The organism is Nisaea sp. (assembly GCF_040217065.1).
GTDB lineage: Bacteria > Pseudomonadota > Alphaproteobacteria > Thalassobaculales > Thalassobaculaceae > Nisaea.
In genome coordinates this window covers 167066-184442 of record NZ_JAVJNX010000004.1, presented here as the reverse complement: position 1 = coordinate 184442, position 17377 = coordinate 167066, and the positions used below count along the sequence as shown (strand labels likewise).

Here is a 17377-nt window from a genome sequence, read left to right as displayed (position 1 = left end):
GGTCGGACAGTTCATCACGAAGCATGGATCTGTTTGGTGCTGCGAGCGCGGCATTTTCCGCGACGTGATTGGGGTTATTGGAAAGCGCCGGTGGAGAATTTCGCTGGAGACGACTGGCGAACGCTATCCGGGGCAAACGAACTTTTTGAGTGCGCGGGAATCAGGTTGGTGGCCCCAGTGGATCTCGAGCGAAACTGTCGGAATTCCCAGGCCCCCGGGCAGTTCATGTGAAACGCGCGCCGGAGCCCTTTTGAGCCGCATGGACTTCGAATAGCTCTTTCGTTTCAAAAAAGTGCAAAAAAACTGCCGGACACTCCATGAGGAATGTCCGGCAATCGCTCTCGGGATATGGGGAAATATTTTGAGAGCAGATGGTTAAAGGATTATGTCGATCACGCTGTAGCTCTCGACGTTCCGCAAAGTGAGATCGATCGAGTCGAATTCGAAAGTGCGGCGCGACCCGTCGTCGATCCAGTCTTGCAGAGCGGCGAGATCCGCTTGGACGTCGGCGCGGCCCTGCTCTTGAAGAGTGAGACCGAGTTCGAATGTGTCGTTGCCCGTACCGCCGTTGATGAAGTTGATCGCGCCTTCGTTCTCCGAGAAAGTAAACAGGATCCGATCATCGCCTTGACCGCCGTGGACACTGTCGGAGCCGCTTCCGGAATCGAGCACGTCATTCCCAGTATTGCCGAGAAGCGTATCGTTCCCCACGCCGCCATTCAGCTCGTCATCCCCTTGGCCACCGCGGAGCTCGTCGCTGCCGCCGCCGCCGGACAGAGTGTCGTTGCCCTGGCCGCCATGCAGGTCGTCGTCCCCGTCAAGTCCGAGAAGAATGTCGTCTCCGATATTGCCGCGGACAGTGTCGTTTCCGTCGCCGCCGTCCAGTGAGTCGTTGCCTCCGCCGCCGCGGATCGAGTCCGCACCGGAGTCGCCTGCAATGACATCGGCGTCGGAACCACCGCGCAGTTCGTCATTTCCGGCACCGCCGAGCAGCGTATCGTTGCCTGTTCCGGCCCGGAGCGTGTCGTCGCCGGCACCGCCGTCGAGGCTGTCGCTGCCTTGGCCGCCATGCATCGAGTCACTGCCCTCGCCACCGATCACGGTGTCGTCGCCTTGACCGCCATGCAGATTGTCATTGCCGTCGCCGCCATTGACACTGTCATCGCCCAGGTTGCCGCGCAGGGTGTCTGCGCCGGTGCCGCCGTCAAGGTCGTCGTTTTCGCTGCCGCCGCGAACTTCGTCATTGCCCGCGCCACCGGAAACCGTATCGTCTCCCTGGCCGCCATGTAGGCTGTCGTCGCCAGTGCCGCCGTCGAGGCTGTCGGCACCCTGGTTGCCGTTGAGTGTGTCCGCCCCGTCGCCGCCGAGGATGACATCGTCGCCCTGACCGCCGCGGATCGAATCCGGATCGTCGGTTCCGACTAGCGTGTCGTCGCCCTGGCTCGGAAGAGATGCCGCCAAGGTGATCGTGGTGTCCGTGCCGTCGAACGTCGCGCTGAACACACCCGATACGCCGGTCAGGGTCAATGTGCCGCCGCCGATCGAGATATTCCCGGCCGCGGTACCCCCAAGTCCCGTGAAATCGGCGCCGGTAATCAGGATCGCGTCACCCTCGCTGAAGTCCGCGATGGTGTCGCCTGCGAAATGGGACTCCGAACCTTTGAACAGATCGTTGCCCGCCCCGCCGGTCAGCACGTCGGCACCGGCCTCGCCGGTGATCCTGTCGTTGCCTGCGCCGCCGTCGATCGTGTCGTCACCGCTGTTGCCGCGAAACACGTTGGCCTGCCCGTCGCCGATCAGGACGTCGTCGAAGCTGCTGCCCCGCGCGCCCTCGACGCCGATCAGCACGTCGTTGCCAATGCCGGCGCCGCTTGCTGTTCCCGCTCCAAGATCGACGGTGACCCCGCCGGAAGCGTCGCGGTATTCGGCCCGGGTGAAGGAACCCGAGCCGCCGCCGCCAATGATGGTGTCGTCACCGTCACCGCCGCGCACATCGAGGATGCCTATCGCCCCCGGCGCCGTCCCGCTCGTATCGATCACATCCGCCTGGCTCGTCGCCCGGATGTTGACGCCACCGACCGCGTTTCCAATCAGGTGGTTGACCAGCGTGTCCGTACCCTCGGTGCCCTTCGAGACGATCCCGGCATCGTAGTCCATGTTGATCGCGTCGCCGTTCGAGCGGTAATCGAGGATGAAAAAGCCGGCATCGTTCTGGAGATCGATCGTGTCATTGCCGGAACCCGTGCGAATACCGTCGAACCCCGTCACCGGATCGTAGACACCGTTGTTGCCCATGAAGATGTAGTCGTCACCGGCGCCGGCCTGCCCGAAATCGTCTCCTGAGCCCATGATAATGGTGTCGTTGCCGGCTCCGCCGTCGAACCAGTCGTCGTTTCCGGCTCCAAGGTCGAGCACGTCGTTGCCGTCGCCGCCGAAGAGATTGTCTGCGCCCTCGCCGCCGACGAGGCTGTCGTTGCCGCCCTGACCGCTGATCGTGTCATTGCCCGCCAGCGCATCAATGGTATCGTCGCCGGCGCTGCCAAGCAGGAAGTCGTCTCCCGGAGTCGCCGAGCCGACATTCGTGAGATCGAAGCCCGTCCGCACATTGGAATCGAAACTCGCATCGAAGATGTTTGAAAGCTGCAGGTTGCCGTTGACCGTGAATGTCGCGTCAACCACGCCGTCATTGCCTTCGTCGATCGCGATCGACGTCGTCACGCCGTCGCTGCTGATCTGGAAATCGTCAGCGTCGAGCTCGGCGCCATCATAGACGAAATAGTCATTCTCGCCGCCCACATTGACGTCCGTGAAGGTATCGCCGTCGAGCCCGTCAGCCGTACCTTGGAACTCGTCGCGCCCGGCGCCGCCCGCGATCACGTCGCTCCCGAGACCGCCGATCATAACATCGTTGCCGCCACCGCCATCGAGCGTGTCATTCCCGCTGCCGTTGCCGAAACTGTTGCCGTCAAAGCCGTCGCCCAGGACGAAGTCGGAGCCGCCGCCGCCGGAGACCAGATCGTCGCCCGCGCCGCCGTCGAGCGTCTCGTTGGCGCTCGAACCGTTGATGACGTCGCCGGTATCGGAGCCGGCCACCTGCGTGACTCCGACCAGGCTGTCGGTATCACCCCAATTGTCGATGGCTGTTCCCGCGGACAGGTCGACCGTGACACCCGCGCCGCCAAGGCCTTGGGTGTCGAATTCGTTGTCGCGGTAATTGACATTGAACTGGTTTCCGGTCGCGACCAGCGTGTCATTGCCGGATCCGCCTTCGATGTAGCCGCTGGACCCTGTGATGGAATCGGCCCCACCGCGGCCGAGGACGTATTGCGTATCCAAACCCATGACGATCGTGTCGTTCCCGCCAGAACCGAGGAAACCCTCGATCCCAACCAGAGTGTCGGTCCCGCCGCCGCCGTCGTCTACTTGACCGCCCGAAAGATCCGCGGAAACGCCAGCGTCGCGCCCTTCATAAGACACCGCGTCACCCTGGAACTGGGGGTTGTTGCCGCCATCGACATAGTCGTTGCCGTATCCTGGGCGGATGAGGTCCGCGCCCGCACCGCCATAAATAACGTCGTTCCCGTCGGTATCGCCGTTGCTGAAAATGCCGAACGTGTCGCCGGAGATATTGTCGTCGCCGGCATCGCCATAAATGGTGTCGTCGCCCTGGTCGCCGTTGATCTGGTCGGCGTCGTCACCGCCGCTCACGACATCGTTGCCGGCATTGGCGAGAATTGTATCCAGGCCGCTATTGCCTTCGATCGTATCGTCGCCGTCGCCGCCCTCGATGATGTCATTGCCGTTATTTCCGACCAGACTGTCGCTGCCGCCTTGACCAATGATGGTGTCATTACCATCAAGGCCGTCGATCGTATCGTCGCCGATCCCGCCCTGAAGCGAGTCGTCACCGTTCGTCGGAGTCCCAACTTCCCGCAGTTCGAAGTAACTGCGAGCGCCGAAATCCTGCACGTCCGTAACCTGAAACGCGCCGTTGGCCGTGAACGTGGACTCGGACGTGCCGTCATTGTCCTCGTCGATGACAACCGTGGTGGTCCCGGCGTTGACCGTCACCTGGAAATCGGCCGCTTCGAGATTGGCGCCCTCGACGATAAAGTAATCGCTGTCGCCGCCGGTATTGAGATCGGCGAAATGGTCACCGTCGAGTTCTCCGGCAGTGCCTCGCATCTCATCGGTCTCGGCGCCGCCATAAATCATGTCCGCACCAAGACCGCCGCTCAGCGTGTCGCGTCCCGCGCCGCCGTCGAGCGTGTCGTCGCCGCTATAGCTCGCATTGAAATCATCGCCGAGAAGAACGTCGTCGCCATCGCCTCCGGAAACGGCATCGTTGCCCTGCATTCCCTGCAACAGGTTTTGGTTTCCGTCGCCGATCAGGGTGTCGTTAAAGGCGCTTCCTTGCGCGTTAGGAATACCGGAGACGAAATCCGTCCCGCCCTGGCCGTCCTGAACCGTGTTGTTCTCCAGATCGACGACGACACTGCCACTGGCGTTGAAATGGTTGAGATAGCCGTTTCCGGTGCCGACCATGGAATCGTCGCCGGCATTGCCCTGAAACTGATTCGTGCTGGTGTTTCCGTAGATGGTGTCGTTGTTGGCCGAACCCCAGACATCCTCGATATTGATCAGCGTGTCGGTGCCGCCTTCGCCGTCATCTGCTGTCCCGGCCCCGAGGTCCACATTCACAGGCCCTGATGCGTTCAGGTAGTTGGCCGCGTCGGAGAAGTTCTGCGCGCCGCCATCCAGGGTATCGTTCCCGGCGCCGCCCTCAAGCCAGTCGTCGCCACTATCGCCGTAAAGGACGTCGTCCCCATCGCTTGCGCGAACCTGGTCATTACCGGACCCGCCATAAACGATATCGTTGCCGTCGCCCGGAAAGACCGTGTCATTGTCGCCGTCGGCGAAGATTGTATCGTTCCCGCCTCCTGCGTTGATTACATCGTCGCCGTCGCCGGCAAAGTAGATTTCTGCTGTTGCGCCGCCGTTAAGAGTATCGTCACCCGCATCACCCGTGATCGTCGCCATGTCGCTCTCCCATTCCCTGCGGCCGGTTGTAAAACCGGCACCTCTCAAAGGACTCTCCTATTGCCGGTCACTATCCAGGCAGAGAAGAAAGAGTGCAGTTGCAACACTCACTCAGTTTTAGTGAGAATTCACACACCGGTAGCGTGTAATTTGGCGACCGAGTATCGTCAATTGCAGCAGAAATTCGGGAGCGTCGGTGCTTTGTCCGTAGATTGTTACGCTGTTACTGGCTGAGCGGCGCTGTGCCGTCGGCTCGATGCGCTGAAGTTTCCGCAATGTCTGGAAGAAGGGCGCGGCGGCGGCCTTGTCGAGGCCCCGCGTGATGAAGCCGATCTTGCTGCGGCGATCGTTGCCCGGCCAGCGTTCCCGGTCGCTCTCGGAAGTTCAAGATACCATCGACATAAACCAGGACGCATTCAGGTTCATCTGGCGCAGTCGGTGTTCCGGCCGGGAGAGGTCCGACTCCACCTAGCCCATTGGTCCAATGCCGAGCCGACGGCGTCCAATTCTCCGTTCTGATCGGCGGTTCTCACGCATGGAACTACACGTCTTGAGCGTGTGGATTCTCACCAAAATCGGGTGAGTGTTGCAACTGCACTCCTTCCTCTCCGCCAGGATGATGACCGGTATAGGAGTGTCCTTTGAGAGATGCTCCTGGCGTGACCGTTCCAAGGTCGATGAAAAGGAGGCGAGCATGACACGCGATGAGGCAAGGGCGCTGACATATTCAACCATTATGAGTTCCATTGGCACTCCTTCAGGCGGTGCGCCGACGATGGAAGACTTCTTTGACACCAAGATCGGCGAAACCCTCGGGGAACAGGGTGCTTTGGAAGGCTGGGATACGTTTTTATGGGAAGCCTTAGCCGTGAAGATCCAGAACGCCTTTCAAGACCAGAATTACTTCATTCAGGATTTCGGTCATTCATGGTTGATCGAAAATAAAGACGAAGAATGGGAATCATTGATTGATTTCATTGGCTTAAAGCTGAAAGAGACTGCATGAGAAAGGGTCGAATAAATGATTATCAATTCAAATTCCCTCGTTGCGGTCGCGGCCACAGTCCTTGCAGTCTTCAGCATGCTTGTCACGAACCTGGCCAATGCGGCCAACCCGCAAGCATCCATTCGACATCATTGGCTCAAGAGTGACTTTCGATACCAAACAAAATGCGTCAACGAGTTCTATATCCTTGTCGAAAACCTGGAACCGAAGGACGGCAACTACAAACGCTCCGATTTCAAAATCCTCGACATGGAAACCAAGCAAGAAATTCCAATCCAAATCGTCGAAGGCGTCGGCTTCGGTCGCACACTCGAAGATCCCAACAATCCGGGTGTGACATACAAGCAGTACACAAATTACGAGCTCCTCGGCAAAATCGAGCCCAAAACGGGTAAATACGAGGTATCGGTTGCGGGCCATCCGGCGGCGTTGGCCACATCTGTCAGTGAAGAGGCGAAAGACGCCAAGAACAACGCCACATCCGGAAAACTGAACCTCGCGCCGCTGGTCGGCGATGGGTCCGCCACCATCGGGCTCAAGCTTGACGCAAGTTACCGGCTTGAATGCCTCTTCGACGGGATGCCGTACAATTTCGGCGGAACTGTGAATCTCGCGGGCGAGTTCGGCGCCGACGATGGAGAGGAAGACTTCGATCGCACATTCGAGGCTGGCGTTGCTTTCAAATATTTCCTTAAGCCGTGGGCCGCTAATAAGCGGGAGTATGTCAATGCGTTCCGAATCTCGCCTCTGGGAATCGAAAGCGATCAGGAAGCCGACAAACTTAACTATGTGGGCAAGATCGAGTACGCGACGCAAATCCCGTACACCGACCGGATTGTCGAGGCCTTCGGAGCCTCGACGGACGCGGGCAAGAGAATAAGTTCCGGTCACGCAGCTCAGATACTCACCGGATACACCTACGCCGTCGAGTTGCGGGACGAGATCGAAGACGAAGAGTTCGAAGCGGCGAACCGATGGGATACGGAAATCGTCTGGGCTTTCCCGCTTCCTTATGCATTCAAAGCCGAACTGCGGTGGAAAGGGTTCCTCGATCTCGAGGAAGGGGACTTCGAGGAGCGTTTTCTTGGAACTGTTCGCTACCCGTTGGCCGAAGGGTCGGGCACGGACCTGGTGGTTTCGTACCGGGACGGCGGAGAGGCTCCGACTTTCAAGGACGAACAAGCAATTCGGGTCGGTCTGGACATCCAGTTCGGCAGCCTGTCCCGACTGTTCTTCTAGGGAGATGACCGATGACAGTTGATGTTTCGATGACAAAAGAGCTCGGCGATATCCTGGTCTTTGTTGGAGGCCTGATAATCGTGGCATCGGTCGTTGAGCGCGTTCTCGGATTTCTGTTCGATGCCAGGCCGGTCCGGGGACTTGTCACCGGAAACGGCCCCTTGCGGAACTTCAAGCCCTGGATTGCTCTCGGTTTTTCCGCGCTGATTGTGTTCATTTATGAGAGCGACATTCTGGAGGTCATCTATCCCACACCGGAGACCGGTCCGACGCTGCTGGGCATGATCGTAACATCATTGCTCGTTGCAGGTGGCAGCGCAGGTCTGATGCGAGTGTTCCAGGACGTGCTTGGTATGGGTAAGGGAACCCGCGATGCTAAAAAGACCCTGCAGGCGCTGGAAATCGCGGGGAAGCTTAAAACAAACCGGACAGGTTCGAATCGCACACTCGGACCGCCACGTTTCAAGCCCGGCGGGCAGACCGGGTTCTCTGGATGAGCCTTCCCCACCTCCTGGCGCCGGTCTCTCGGTCATAGGGGCCGGCGCACTTTCTTTTCCAGTTATCCCGGATCATTCCAATTGGGCGTGAGCCAGTATCCCGCGAAGCGCATCCGGATCGCGTAATTCGATCCGTCGGCGACTCAGCCCTAGAATTCCTTCCGTCGCCAGACGGTTCAGTTCCCTTGTGACAGCTTCTCGATGGGTGCTGATCCGCATCGCGATTTCCTGATGCGTCGGTGCCGGGGAAATAACCGTCACGCGGCCCGGACTGCCCTTTTCAAGGCCATTCATCTCAGCAAGGCGGAGCAATTCCGCGTGCAAACGATTATCCACCGAGAGCGTGCTGTACTCGAACACCCGATCATTGATGCTCCTGGTCTTGGCGACAATCGCTTCAAGTACCTTGAGGGCGGCGCCCGGTTGATTCGACAGGAAGTCACGGAAGACTGTCGAACCCGTGCGCGCCAACTCGCAATCCGTGAGCGCCGTCACGCTCACGGACCTCGGCAGTCCGTCAATTGCGGAGAATTCTCCGATTATTCCGCCGGGGCCGATATCGCCAAAAGACACGACCTTGCCTGAGCCGGAATAGCCGACGAGATGAACGGTGCCTTCAATAACAAAGAACACATCGTTCGTGTCGTCCTGTTGGCCGAGAATTTGACGTCCCTTACGGTAACGAAGGGTCCGGCATTGGGATGAGAATGCCTTGATCGCAGCGGCCTCTAGGCCGTCGAATATCTTCATCGCCCGAAGTAAGCGGCTATCGGCCTCGAGCATAGGCTCCCCCAAAATGCCCTGCGATTTGGAATGTATTCCAATCGAAATTTACAATTCAAAGTTTAGTCAGCATCTGTACTAAAGCAAAAATACGGCCTTTCCCCGAAAATTACGAGTAAAAATTGACTAAAACATCTTGCTATAGTGTGTTCACTTCACCGTGCCCAGACCGCACACAAACGTCGAACGCTTCTGCTCGACACGAAACTCGCCGGTATCATTCATGCGGTGCAGGACGTTGCTGCGATTTTGAGGAGACCGAACCATGGGAGCTGGAGAATCAGAGACTTCCAGCCATTTCGGTCAGCTCGAAGCTCTGGGCCGGACACGGGCGGCGGTGCTCTTTATCGACGTGGTCGGCTATTCGGCCATGATGGAAGCAGATGAGAATGCCACCCATGCAAGATGGATGGGCGCGCGCCGAAACATCGTTGCTCCTGCACTTGAGGACAATAAAGGCCGAATGGTGAAGAGTACAGGCGACGGCCTGCTTGCTATTTTTGCGAGCGCCGATCGCGCACTCAAATGCGCGTTCGATGTTCATGACGGGCTGTCGGCTCTACGATCAAATGCCAGTCCGACGATGCGTATTCGGGCCTCGGTGAATCTCGTCGACTATATCGCCGAGAAGGACGATATTTACGGAGGAGGGGTCAATATAGCCGCGCGTCTGCTTGGCTTCTCGGATCCCGGCGGTACTGTTGTCACCGCAAGTGTCGAAGAAGCGGCACGTTCATCCATCGACTTCCAAAAGACCGACCTTGGTTTTCTGCAACTGCGCAACATCGAACGGCGCATCAGGGCATTCAAAGTCGTGAAATCCGGGCAGCCGCTCCCTTCCGCAAGCGGTCGACAGGGATATCAGCCATCCATCGCCGTGCTACCGATGAAGGCCATCGGGCTCGATGAAGCCGATGCGTTCATTGCCGACAGCATGGTCCACGAGATTGTTTCTCTACTGTCCTCGCTGCGCGAAGTCTTTGTCACGTCGAGCGCAACCACATTGACCCTGTCGGGTGACCAATCCGACAAGTTGGGAATTGCCACGCAGCTAGGCGTCCAATACCTCCTGATGGGACGCCTTATGAAGTCCTGCGGCAGTTTCCATGTCATGGTCGAACTCAGCGACACTGACCGGAATGTGGTTATCTGGAGCGAGCGCTTCGAATTCGGAACCGGCAGCCTGTTCGAGGTGCAACAGCGGATTGCAAGAGAGGTCTCATACGCATTGCTGCCGCGTATTCGCCAATCCGAGGTTCAGCGCTTCTCCGGAGTCCCTACAGAGATATTCGATGCCTACGGCTGCATGGTCAGGGGCATGGACCATCTCTACAGGCTGACACCCGCGGATTCGCGGCAGGCTAAAGCCTTCTTCGAGCGCGCCATAGACCTGGACCCGAATTTCGCGGACGCGCATGCCATCACCGCGAAATGGTACATTCTCAATGTCGGCGAGAGCAAATCGACTGATCAGGCGCAAGACTCCAGAAAGGCGCTGGAGCATGCGCGCCGGGCACTTGAGATCGACCCAACGAACGCGACCGCCCTCGCTTTGTACGGACACACGCTGGCGTTTCTCTTCGGCGAGTTCGACCGCGCGCTCGGCGCCTTCGAGACTGCCTTGGCGACGAGCCCCAACTCGGTGATTGCCTGGGGGCTGAGCGCGCCGACCTATTGCTATATAGGTGATGGGGAAGAGGCGATCAGGCGCGCCCGAAATGCCCTTGCCTTGTCGCCGCTGGAGCCGTTCTCGTTCTATTACCGTTCAATCCTGACGACAGCTCATTACTTCAACGGCGATTATGAGGACGCAGTCTCATGGGGGCGGCGCACCTATGGAAACGCGCCGAAACTGATGCCGAACCTCCGTAGTCTGGCCGCCGCACTGTCTGCCAATGGCGAAGTCGAGGAAGCGAAACGGATTGGCCGCAAGATCCTCGAACTGGACCCGCGTTTCGGCGTCGACGCATTTCTGGACTGGTACCCGCTGCAAGACCCGGACCGGAGAGCCGTTTTCCGAACCCATCTGCTCGCCGCCGGACTGCCTGAATGACGGGGTCACGTATTTCTTCTCAAGGAAGACGGTAGTCTTCCGCAGCCAGTTCGACCTCCTCAAAACCTTGCAACTCGAAGATCCTGAAGCGGTACAGCGCACCTCGCCCAACTTTCATCGTATCAACGAACACCTTCTCTATTCCCGGATGAATGCCAATGGCGATCGTCTTCGGCCGCTTATCGAATTCCAGCTCTCCAGGCGCCGTTTCGCCAGCCTCCGGCATGAACTCGGCGGTCAAGCTGTGCTGCCGCCGGTGTTCTCCGTCCGACCATCTCAAGGATATCTCATATCCGCCATTCTCAAGAGCTATCAGCGGTCCGAGCGAAGGCGTTGCGTTACCGGCCGCAGATTCTTCCGACAGGCGATATTTGTCGGCGAGTTCTTCTCTCACCCACAACTGGATCTCCGCAATCGTTCCGGTTGCGGGTACAGCCACGGCGAAGGCGCCGGAATTGCGATGAAGATCCGTGGCTTCTTTTCGTTTGTGAGTGGCTGTGTAGCGCTTAACGGTCGAGCCGGCCTGATCGACACACCGGATCTCGACGAGCGCGGCTTCTCCGTCGGCGATCTCTTCCGCAAGCGTTGACCGGGTCGGCACAAAGTAACGCAGTTTGTTTTCTGCCTCTGTTCGAACGCGCGGCAGCGCATAGGTTCCGACAACAACCAGCGCCTGCTGCGGCGCCGGTGCGGTTGCTGGCGGCCATTCGGCCAATGCTGCCAGTTTGCGCCGGAGTTCCTCCAGCCGATAGGACGACACCCAGAGCGAAGGCCGCCGCGAGACGCTCATATAGGTCATAAGGTCGAAGTACTTCGTGCCGTCCAAGATCTGCGGCCGGCCATCGCGTCCCATGTCGAACCCGTGATAGCCATCTTTGTCGACGTCGAGCGTCCCGTCCCATTGGTCTGGGACACGGCTGTCCTCGCGCGCTTGATTCTCGGGGATGCCCGGATGGAGTGCGCCCAGAATATGGGCGATCTCGTGTGCACCATATGCGCCGTCCCGAATGGCCGGACCGACCCCGACAACTGCAGGGTCGGGATCTTGCGGGACGTCTGTCACCGCTCCTCGGAATGCAGTGTCCGGATCTGAAACGAGGCCATAGTAGAGTTTTCTGGGATGAACGCCTTCCGTGACATGGCGCGTTCGCAGCGCCATGAGATAGGCAGACGCGAGGTCGTGCCGCGCTTGCCAGACCGCATCAACCGTATCCCCATTGCTGGCGCTATAGGGGCGCCGCACGTCCGGCGGTGCATCCACGGTCATCTGACGCCAATAGAACTTGGACTCGACAATCGGGAAGGCGCGCTTGATATAGGACTCGATAGCACGAAAATCGAAGGCGTCCGGCGCATCAATCACCGCGCCCGATGGCAGTGGCGACAGGGTGCGAAAACCCATTACATGCAGCCCGAATCCCGATGCTTCTTCGACTTCGAAGACACCGTCCTTGATGGCCTCTGCAATCACGAGCGGTTCAGAAGATAGGACCGGGGTCGGATCAATCAAGCTGTCATCGTTGGGCACTATTCGGTCGAGTTTGACAGTGAGGGTGCCCGCTTCTACGAGGGCGCCCGGAACAATGAACATCAAAGCCATGGAGGTATCTCGACGCTGCTCGTGCAATCGCGCGGCGCGCGCGGTTTCGTCGGTACCGGAGGACTTGAAGAGGATGATCCAGCTCTCCGATTCGATCGTGTCCTCCAGGCCCGCGACTTTCAAGCTCCCCCGGATCTTCACCGACCGGTCAGAGTCAACAAGTTCGAGATAAACCCGGATGGCGACATCCCGCCCCGCCAACAACGGGAATGGCTTCGCCTGAGCCTGCCTTGCCCTTAGGCGTTGGCCGACCTGAAATGCCTCATAACCGAGAATTTCCGCTCTACTCTGCTCTGGCATTGCTGTCCTCCGCATTCCAGCTGTCCCTAACCGGGGGTCACTTCATGTAGGTCTTCGACATCACGCAGGCGCGCTCGATCTCACGTGCGAAATCCCAATTCTCGATAATCTTGGTTCTTGCGGACCTGCTCGGATTCGGCCGGCCGAAGACCGAGAAACAATCGGTCAGAAACGGCTCGCCTTCCCAACTGAAGAGCTCTTGCGTCCAGACATCAAATCCCTCCTCGCGCAACAGACCCGAGACGAAAGCTGCGCTGGTTTGCAAGTTGTTGAATGTCGGCAAACCGGTATCGGCATCGGTCGCACAGGCGCCCGCATTCGAATGGTGGATGAATGCGGCTCCCTCCACGGAGAGAATCCTGCCAAACTCCCGAACATAGGCCTCCATGGTTTCCGGGTCCGCGTGCACCAGAGAGTAGAAACTGAAAATGAACGAGATCGACTGATCCGGCACGGGCTGGAGAGACTGCCCGTCCGTGACGTAAACCTCCACATGGCGGTCATCTTTGAACCGCTCCTGGGCAATGTCTGCTGCGGTCTCCGCGATCTCGATTAAGATCAATTTATCGGTCTGGCCGGCAAGGTATGCCGAAAGACGTCCAGGGCCGGCCCCGATTTCCAGGACGCTGGGCGCCGGGAGATTGTGTGCGATACGAGGAAGAATGGTGCAGTACCATTGCGCATCACTGCCGCCCCAACGCGACGCCCAGAACTCGCCTTTGTAGTGCCAATCGAAGTCCTTGTAGTAGGATTTGAGTTCGTCGATTCCACTCATTGGAGCGCCTTAACCAGATCTATGATGGATTCGCTTACAGAAACGCCGGAAAACTGTCTCCGGCGTTGGCTGTCGCTAACGACTCAGAAAACTGAGCTGTGTCTGGTAGGTCCGTTTCCATTCTCGCCGCGCTTCTTCGATGAGCTTCTGGAAATTCTCGTTCGACGCGACGAGATCCCAGATATCTTCGGCCAGGTCCTCTCCCGCTTTGGTGTCGGAAGCGTAATGCACGCCAGCCCATTCCCTGTTCTCGCCAACCCGGGCCGCCGCGGCGCGCAAGGGCGTCGCGAATTTGCGCACGTTTTTGAACTTCGGGTCGTAACTCTCGTCGAAATCCCGGATTAAGTGCGATAGCGCGTCGGCAACAAGATGCGCCTGCGTCGAATGTCCGCTCGGATAAGAGGCGTGTCCCGGAATTCGGATCAACGGCTTGATCGTTGGATCGATGACTGACGGCCGGACTCTGCCGTACTTCTCTTTGTAGAACTGCGCAACATCCCAGCCGATGGTCACGACCGTCGCGACCAAATCAGCCGTCAGGGGATGCGAGTGCGAGTTGTAATGAAGGATGTTCTCGAAGATCCCGACGAAGCTCTTTGTTTCAGCCTGAATTTCTAGGTATCTGCCGGGAAGTTCCTCTTTGTTGGACAGTTTGGAACGGATTGCTTCGATGTCATCAAGGGTCGAATCCGAGTCGCCCGCCGGGGGAGGGGGAACTGTGATGGTGGATTGCCACCGAGTCTTCAGAAGAAACTCAAGACGAAGCACCGTATGCCGCCATTCGTTATCGCCCAGCACGTCCAATCCAGGCTGCGCGTGGGTCGGAAGAATTCCTTGGCTACTCAGTCCTCCGCCATAGCCGTGACCATGTCCATGACCGTGGCCCATCAGTTTCTGCGTTGCGCTGTCGCCAGATCGAATTCCGATAACAAAGTCGGCAGCCCCTTCGCCGGATCCGGATCCGCTTGCATTGCCCTCATGTCCCCCGTTAGCCATAGCCCCACGCCTCCAATTTGTTTTTCACCGAATACGCGCTGTCTTCGATAATGTCCGATGATTATGCAGTGTGCAGGCTGCGCAAAGCAAAACTGTGGGAAACACCACGTTTTATGGAAAATTATTTCACCCGCATTGGGAGTGCTGCGCGCTAATCCAGGATCCAAGACGCGCTAATCCCGGATCCAAGAAAAGCCAGCCACACGGTGGGGCCGTTCTTTGCTTCTCATTGCTGATGACGCGGTCGGTTGATTTGGCGATGTTTTGCTGGACCAACCGCCGAAAGATTTTGGCCTGAATATTAGAGATATCTTCCCACCCACGTGGATGCTCGATGCGCCGCCCTCCGGTCCCACCACTTCAAAGATCGATTGTCCGGTTCGACGGCATTCCCGGATGACGGCGCCGAAGATCCGCTTACAGCGCGCAAGGACGATCTCCATCTTTCCCTCTGCGATCGCGGTGCTAACGCCCTTGTGGTGTAGGATCGAACAGACAGAGCGATGGGGTAGCTGATTTCCAGCTCCATCGAGCCGGCTGGAAGAGGTATCGCCATGGAAGAGGAGATCGACGATCTGGTCCGGCGTCTGGTCCGACTGGAGGATGAGCTGGAGCGAAAGCTCGAGGCGCAACGTGACCGGTTCCGGTACCGCCTGGAAGAGAAACGTGCCGTCTTCGAAGAGAGTGTCGATCGCCAGCACAGACTGCTGAAGACCGGCATCGTCACATTTTTGCGGCGGTCGCCGCTGGCCAGCCTGGTCGTGGCCCCGGCGGTCTACGGGCTGATCATACCGGTCGCGCTTCTGGACCTCGCGGTCTGCATCTTTCAGCTGGTTTGCTTTACCGCCTGGGGGATGGAACGGGTCCGGCGCGCGGACCATGTCATCGTGGATCGCCACCGTCTGGCCTATCTCAATGGCATCGAGAAACTGAACTGCTGGTATTGCGGCTATGCGAACGGCGTTATCGGTTTTGCCCGAGAAGTCGCCAGCCGGACGGAGCAGTACTGGTGCCCGATCAAGCATGCGCTGCGCGTCCGGGGGCGCCATTCGCGGTACAGGCAGTTCGTGGAGTATGGCGATGCCGAGGGCTTTCGCGCGCAGCTCGAGACATTACGCGACAAGGTCAGGAAAACGCCGGAGACCCGGCTTGAAAAGCCAGACCCGGACGACTGAACCATGCCGTCAATCCTGATCTCATGCCGTTCGGTGGCGTGGCCGTGGATGTACTTGCACCGCGCCTCAAATGCTTCGCAGGCCGCCGCATAGCCGAGACCGCGACGCCTAACGTCCGGCCGCGTAGCTTTGCATGCCGCGAGCATTGGCGCCTGCCTTGAGCACATCGCCGTCCTTCGCCGCCGCGGTCAGACGCCCCTCGCTCCAGTCCGCGCCGACCTGCACCTTGTGGCCCTGGCCGCGGAGTTTTTCGATGGTCGCCGCAGCGAACCGGCCCTCCATGACCAGCTTGCCGGGCGCGCGGCCCCGCGGCCAGAAAGAGCCGGGGAAATGTTCGGAATGGAAAGCCGGGGTGTCGATCGCCTCCTGCAGGTTCATGCCGTGTTCGACATGATGCAGGAACAGCTGCAGGGACCATTGGTCCTGCTGGTCGCCGCCCGGCGTGCCCCAGACCATATAGGGCTCGCCGTCACGCAATGCCAGCGAGGGGGAGAGCGTCGTGCGCGGGCGCTTGCCGGGCTGCAGCGAGGCTGCCGCGCCATCGTCCAGCCAGAACATCTGGCCGCGGACGCTCATGCAGAAGCCGAGTTCGGGCACCACCGGCGCGCTCTGCAGCCAGCCGCCGGAGGGGGTGGCCGAGACCATGTTGCCGTCACGGTCGATCACGTCGATATGCACGGTGTCGCCACGCGCCTCGCCGAGCGGCGTGACCGTCGGCTCGCCCAGGCTCCAGTAATGACCGATCTCGCCCGGGTCGCCGTCGGCGGCGAGGGCGGCTGCGATATTGGGGTTGCGGCCCAGCGGGCTGCCGGGACGGAGATCCAGAGACGCCTCCTCGCCGATCAGCCCGCGCCGCTCGGCCGCGTAGGCATCTGACAGCAGGGTCGCGGCGGGCACATCGATGAAGTCCGGATCGCCGTACCAGGCTTCACGGTCGGCGAAGGCGAGCTTGGCCGCCTCGGCGACGGTATGCACGAAGGCGGGGCCGTCCGCGGCCATCTCCGAGAGTCCGAGATCGCGCAGCAGGGCGAGCTGCTGCAGCAGCACCGGGCCCTGGCTCCAGAAACCGCATTTGCAGACGGTATAGCGGCCATAATCGAGGGTAACGGGATCCTCGTAATGCGCCTGCCAATTCGCGAGATCGTCGCCGGTCATCAGCCCGCCATGGGCGCGCCCGGAGGAGTCGAGCAGGGTCTGCTCGCGGTAGAACCGGTCGATCGCATCCGCGACCCAGCCCTTGTACCAGATGTTCCGTGCCGCCTCGATCTGGCGCTGCCGGTCGCCGGAGATGGTCTCCGCCTCGTCCAGGATACGGCGATAGGTGGCCGCGAGCGCACGGTTGGTGATCCAGTCTCCGGACTCCGGCGGGTTGCCGCCGTCCAGATAGACCGCTGCCGAAGTCGGCCAGTGATCGCGGAACAAGGGTGCCACCCTGCGCGTGAACTCGGCGATCTTCGGCAGGACGGGAATCCCGGTTTCCGCATATCCGATCGCGTAGGACAGCACGTCGCGCAGCGACATGGTGCCGTAATCGGCGAGCAGGCGCATCCAGCCGTCGAACGCCCCCGGCACCACCGCCGGCAGCAGTCCGCTGCCCGGTACCAGCTCGAGGCCCAGTTTCTGGAACGCCCCGATGGTCGCGCCGGCGGGGGCCGTCCCCTGGGCGCAAAGCACCCGCGGCCGGCCGTCCCGGTTTGCGAAGAACACCGCCGGCAGCTCACCGCCGGGACCGTTCAGATGCGGCTCGGCGACCTGCAGCACAAAGCCGGCGGCGGTCGCGGCATCGAATGCGTTGCCGCCTTTTTCGAGCACAGCCATGCCGGCCGCGGAGGCGAGCCAGTGGGTGGTTGTCACCATGCCGAACGTACCCTGCAGTTCCGGGCGGGTGGTGAAGGCCAGCTTTGCCATCTCGT

Annotated in this window: 11 protein-coding genes; 5 read left to right on the top strand and 6 right to left on the bottom strand. The window is 59.7% G+C overall.

Features of this window, described 5'->3' with window-relative positions:
• Positions 1-375 precede the first annotated feature (375 nt).
• Positions 376-5040 (bottom strand): beta strand repeat-containing protein, encoded by a 4665-nt coding sequence (locus RH950_RS02380; RefSeq protein ID WP_350053327.1) that lies wholly within the window; start codon positions 5038-5040, stop codon positions 376-378.
• 694 nt (positions 5041-5734) lie between these two features.
• Here RH950_RS02380 and RH950_RS02375 point away from each other — a divergent pair.
• The 3 genes from RH950_RS02375 to RH950_RS02365 are packed head-to-tail and all read left to right on the top strand — an operon-like array spanning position 5735 to position 7782.
• The gene (locus RH950_RS02375) at positions 5735-6046 is read left to right on the top strand and encodes a hypothetical protein (protein WP_350053325.1); all 312 of its coding nucleotides are present in this window, start codon (positions 5735-5737) and stop codon (positions 6044-6046) included.
• 15 nt (positions 6047-6061) lie between these two features.
• Positions 6062-7285, top strand: a complete 1224-nt coding sequence (locus tag RH950_RS02370) for a hypothetical protein (protein WP_350053323.1) — start codon at positions 6062-6064, stop codon at positions 7283-7285.
• Positions 7286-7296: 11 nt separating this feature from the next.
• Positions 7297-7782, top strand: coding sequence for a hypothetical protein (locus tag RH950_RS02365; RefSeq protein WP_350053321.1), 486 nt, complete (start codon positions 7297-7299; stop codon positions 7780-7782).
• A 72-nt stretch (positions 7783-7854) separates the two neighbouring features.
• Here RH950_RS02365 and RH950_RS02360 read toward each other — a convergent pair whose 3' ends face one another.
• Positions 7855-8565 carry a Crp/Fnr family transcriptional regulator gene (locus RH950_RS02360; protein WP_350053319.1) on the bottom strand — a complete coding sequence of 237 codons (711 nt, stop codon included), beginning with the start codon at positions 8563-8565 and terminating at the stop codon, positions 7855-7857.
• Positions 8566-8830: 265 nt separating this feature from the next.
• On the opposite strand from RH950_RS02360, the gene RH950_RS02355 reads away from it, so the two are divergent.
• Positions 8831-10618, top strand: coding sequence for an adenylate/guanylate cyclase domain-containing protein (locus RH950_RS02355; protein ID WP_350053318.1), 1788 nt, complete (start codon positions 8831-8833; stop codon positions 10616-10618).
• Positions 10619-10637: 19 nt separating this feature from the next.
• Here the strand turns inward: RH950_RS02355 and RH950_RS02350 are convergent, their stop codons facing one another.
• The 3 genes from RH950_RS02350 to RH950_RS02340 form a co-directional block, all read right to left on the bottom strand.
• On the bottom strand, positions 10638-12518 hold the full coding sequence (locus tag RH950_RS02350) for a hypothetical protein (RefSeq protein WP_350053316.1): 1881 nt from the start codon (positions 12516-12518) through the stop codon (positions 10638-10640).
• 37 nt (positions 12519-12555) lie between these two features.
• On the bottom strand, positions 12556-13293 hold the full coding sequence (locus RH950_RS02345; RefSeq protein WP_350053314.1) for a class I SAM-dependent methyltransferase: 738 nt from the start codon (positions 13291-13293) through the stop codon (positions 12556-12558).
• Positions 13294-13368: 75 nt separating this feature from the next.
• Positions 13369-14289 (bottom strand): phosphatase PAP2 family protein, encoded by a 921-nt coding sequence (locus RH950_RS02340; RefSeq protein WP_350053312.1) that lies wholly within the window; start codon positions 14287-14289, stop codon positions 13369-13371.
• A gap of 554 nt (positions 14290-14843) precedes the next feature.
• Here RH950_RS02340 and RH950_RS02335 point away from each other — a divergent pair.
• Positions 14844-15464, top strand: coding sequence for a hypothetical protein (locus RH950_RS02335; RefSeq protein ID WP_350053311.1), 621 nt, complete (start codon positions 14844-14846; stop codon positions 15462-15464).
• 108 nt (positions 15465-15572) lie between these two features.
• On the opposite strand, the gene RH950_RS02330 is transcribed toward RH950_RS02335, so the two are convergent.
• Complete coding sequence (locus RH950_RS02330; RefSeq protein WP_350053309.1) at positions 15573-17372, bottom strand: gamma-glutamyltransferase family protein; 1800 nt, start codon at positions 17370-17372, stop codon at positions 15573-15575.
• Positions 17373-17377 lie beyond the last annotated feature (5 nt).

Excerpts from the sequence above, each read along its gene's own strand:
- RH950_RS02380 (WP_350053327.1), bottom strand. The coding sequence starts at position 5,040 with ATGGCGACGATCACGGGTGATGCGGGTGACGATACTCTTAACGGCGGC.
- RH950_RS02375 (WP_350053325.1), top strand. The coding sequence starts at position 5,735 with ATGACACGCGATGAGGCAAGGGCGCTGACATATTCAACCATTATGAGT.
- RH950_RS02370 (WP_350053323.1), top strand. The coding sequence starts at position 6,062 with ATGATTATCAATTCAAATTCCCTCGTTGCGGTCGCGGCCACAGTCCTT.
- RH950_RS02365 (WP_350053321.1), top strand. The coding sequence starts at position 7,297 with ATGACAGTTGATGTTTCGATGACAAAAGAGCTCGGCGATATCCTGGTC.
- RH950_RS02360 (WP_350053319.1), bottom strand. The coding sequence starts at position 8,565 with ATGCTCGAGGCCGATAGCCGCTTACTTCGGGCGATGAAGATATTCGAC.
- RH950_RS02355 (WP_350053318.1), top strand. The coding sequence starts at position 8,831 with ATGGGAGCTGGAGAATCAGAGACTTCCAGCCATTTCGGTCAGCTCGAA.
- RH950_RS02350 (WP_350053316.1), bottom strand. The coding sequence starts at position 12,518 with ATGCCAGAGCAGAGTAGAGCGGAAATTCTCGGTTATGAGGCATTTCAG.
- RH950_RS02345 (WP_350053314.1), bottom strand. The coding sequence starts at position 13,293 with ATGAGTGGAATCGACGAACTCAAATCCTACTACAAGGACTTCGATTGG.
- RH950_RS02340 (WP_350053312.1), bottom strand. The coding sequence starts at position 14,289 with ATGGCTAACGGGGGACATGAGGGCAATGCAAGCGGATCCGGATCCGGC.
- RH950_RS02335 (WP_350053311.1), top strand. The coding sequence starts at position 14,844 with ATGGAAGAGGAGATCGACGATCTGGTCCGGCGTCTGGTCCGACTGGAG.
- RH950_RS02330 (WP_350053309.1), bottom strand. The coding sequence starts at position 17,372 with ATGGCAAAGCTGGCCTTCACCACCCGCCCGGAACTGCAGGGTACGTTC.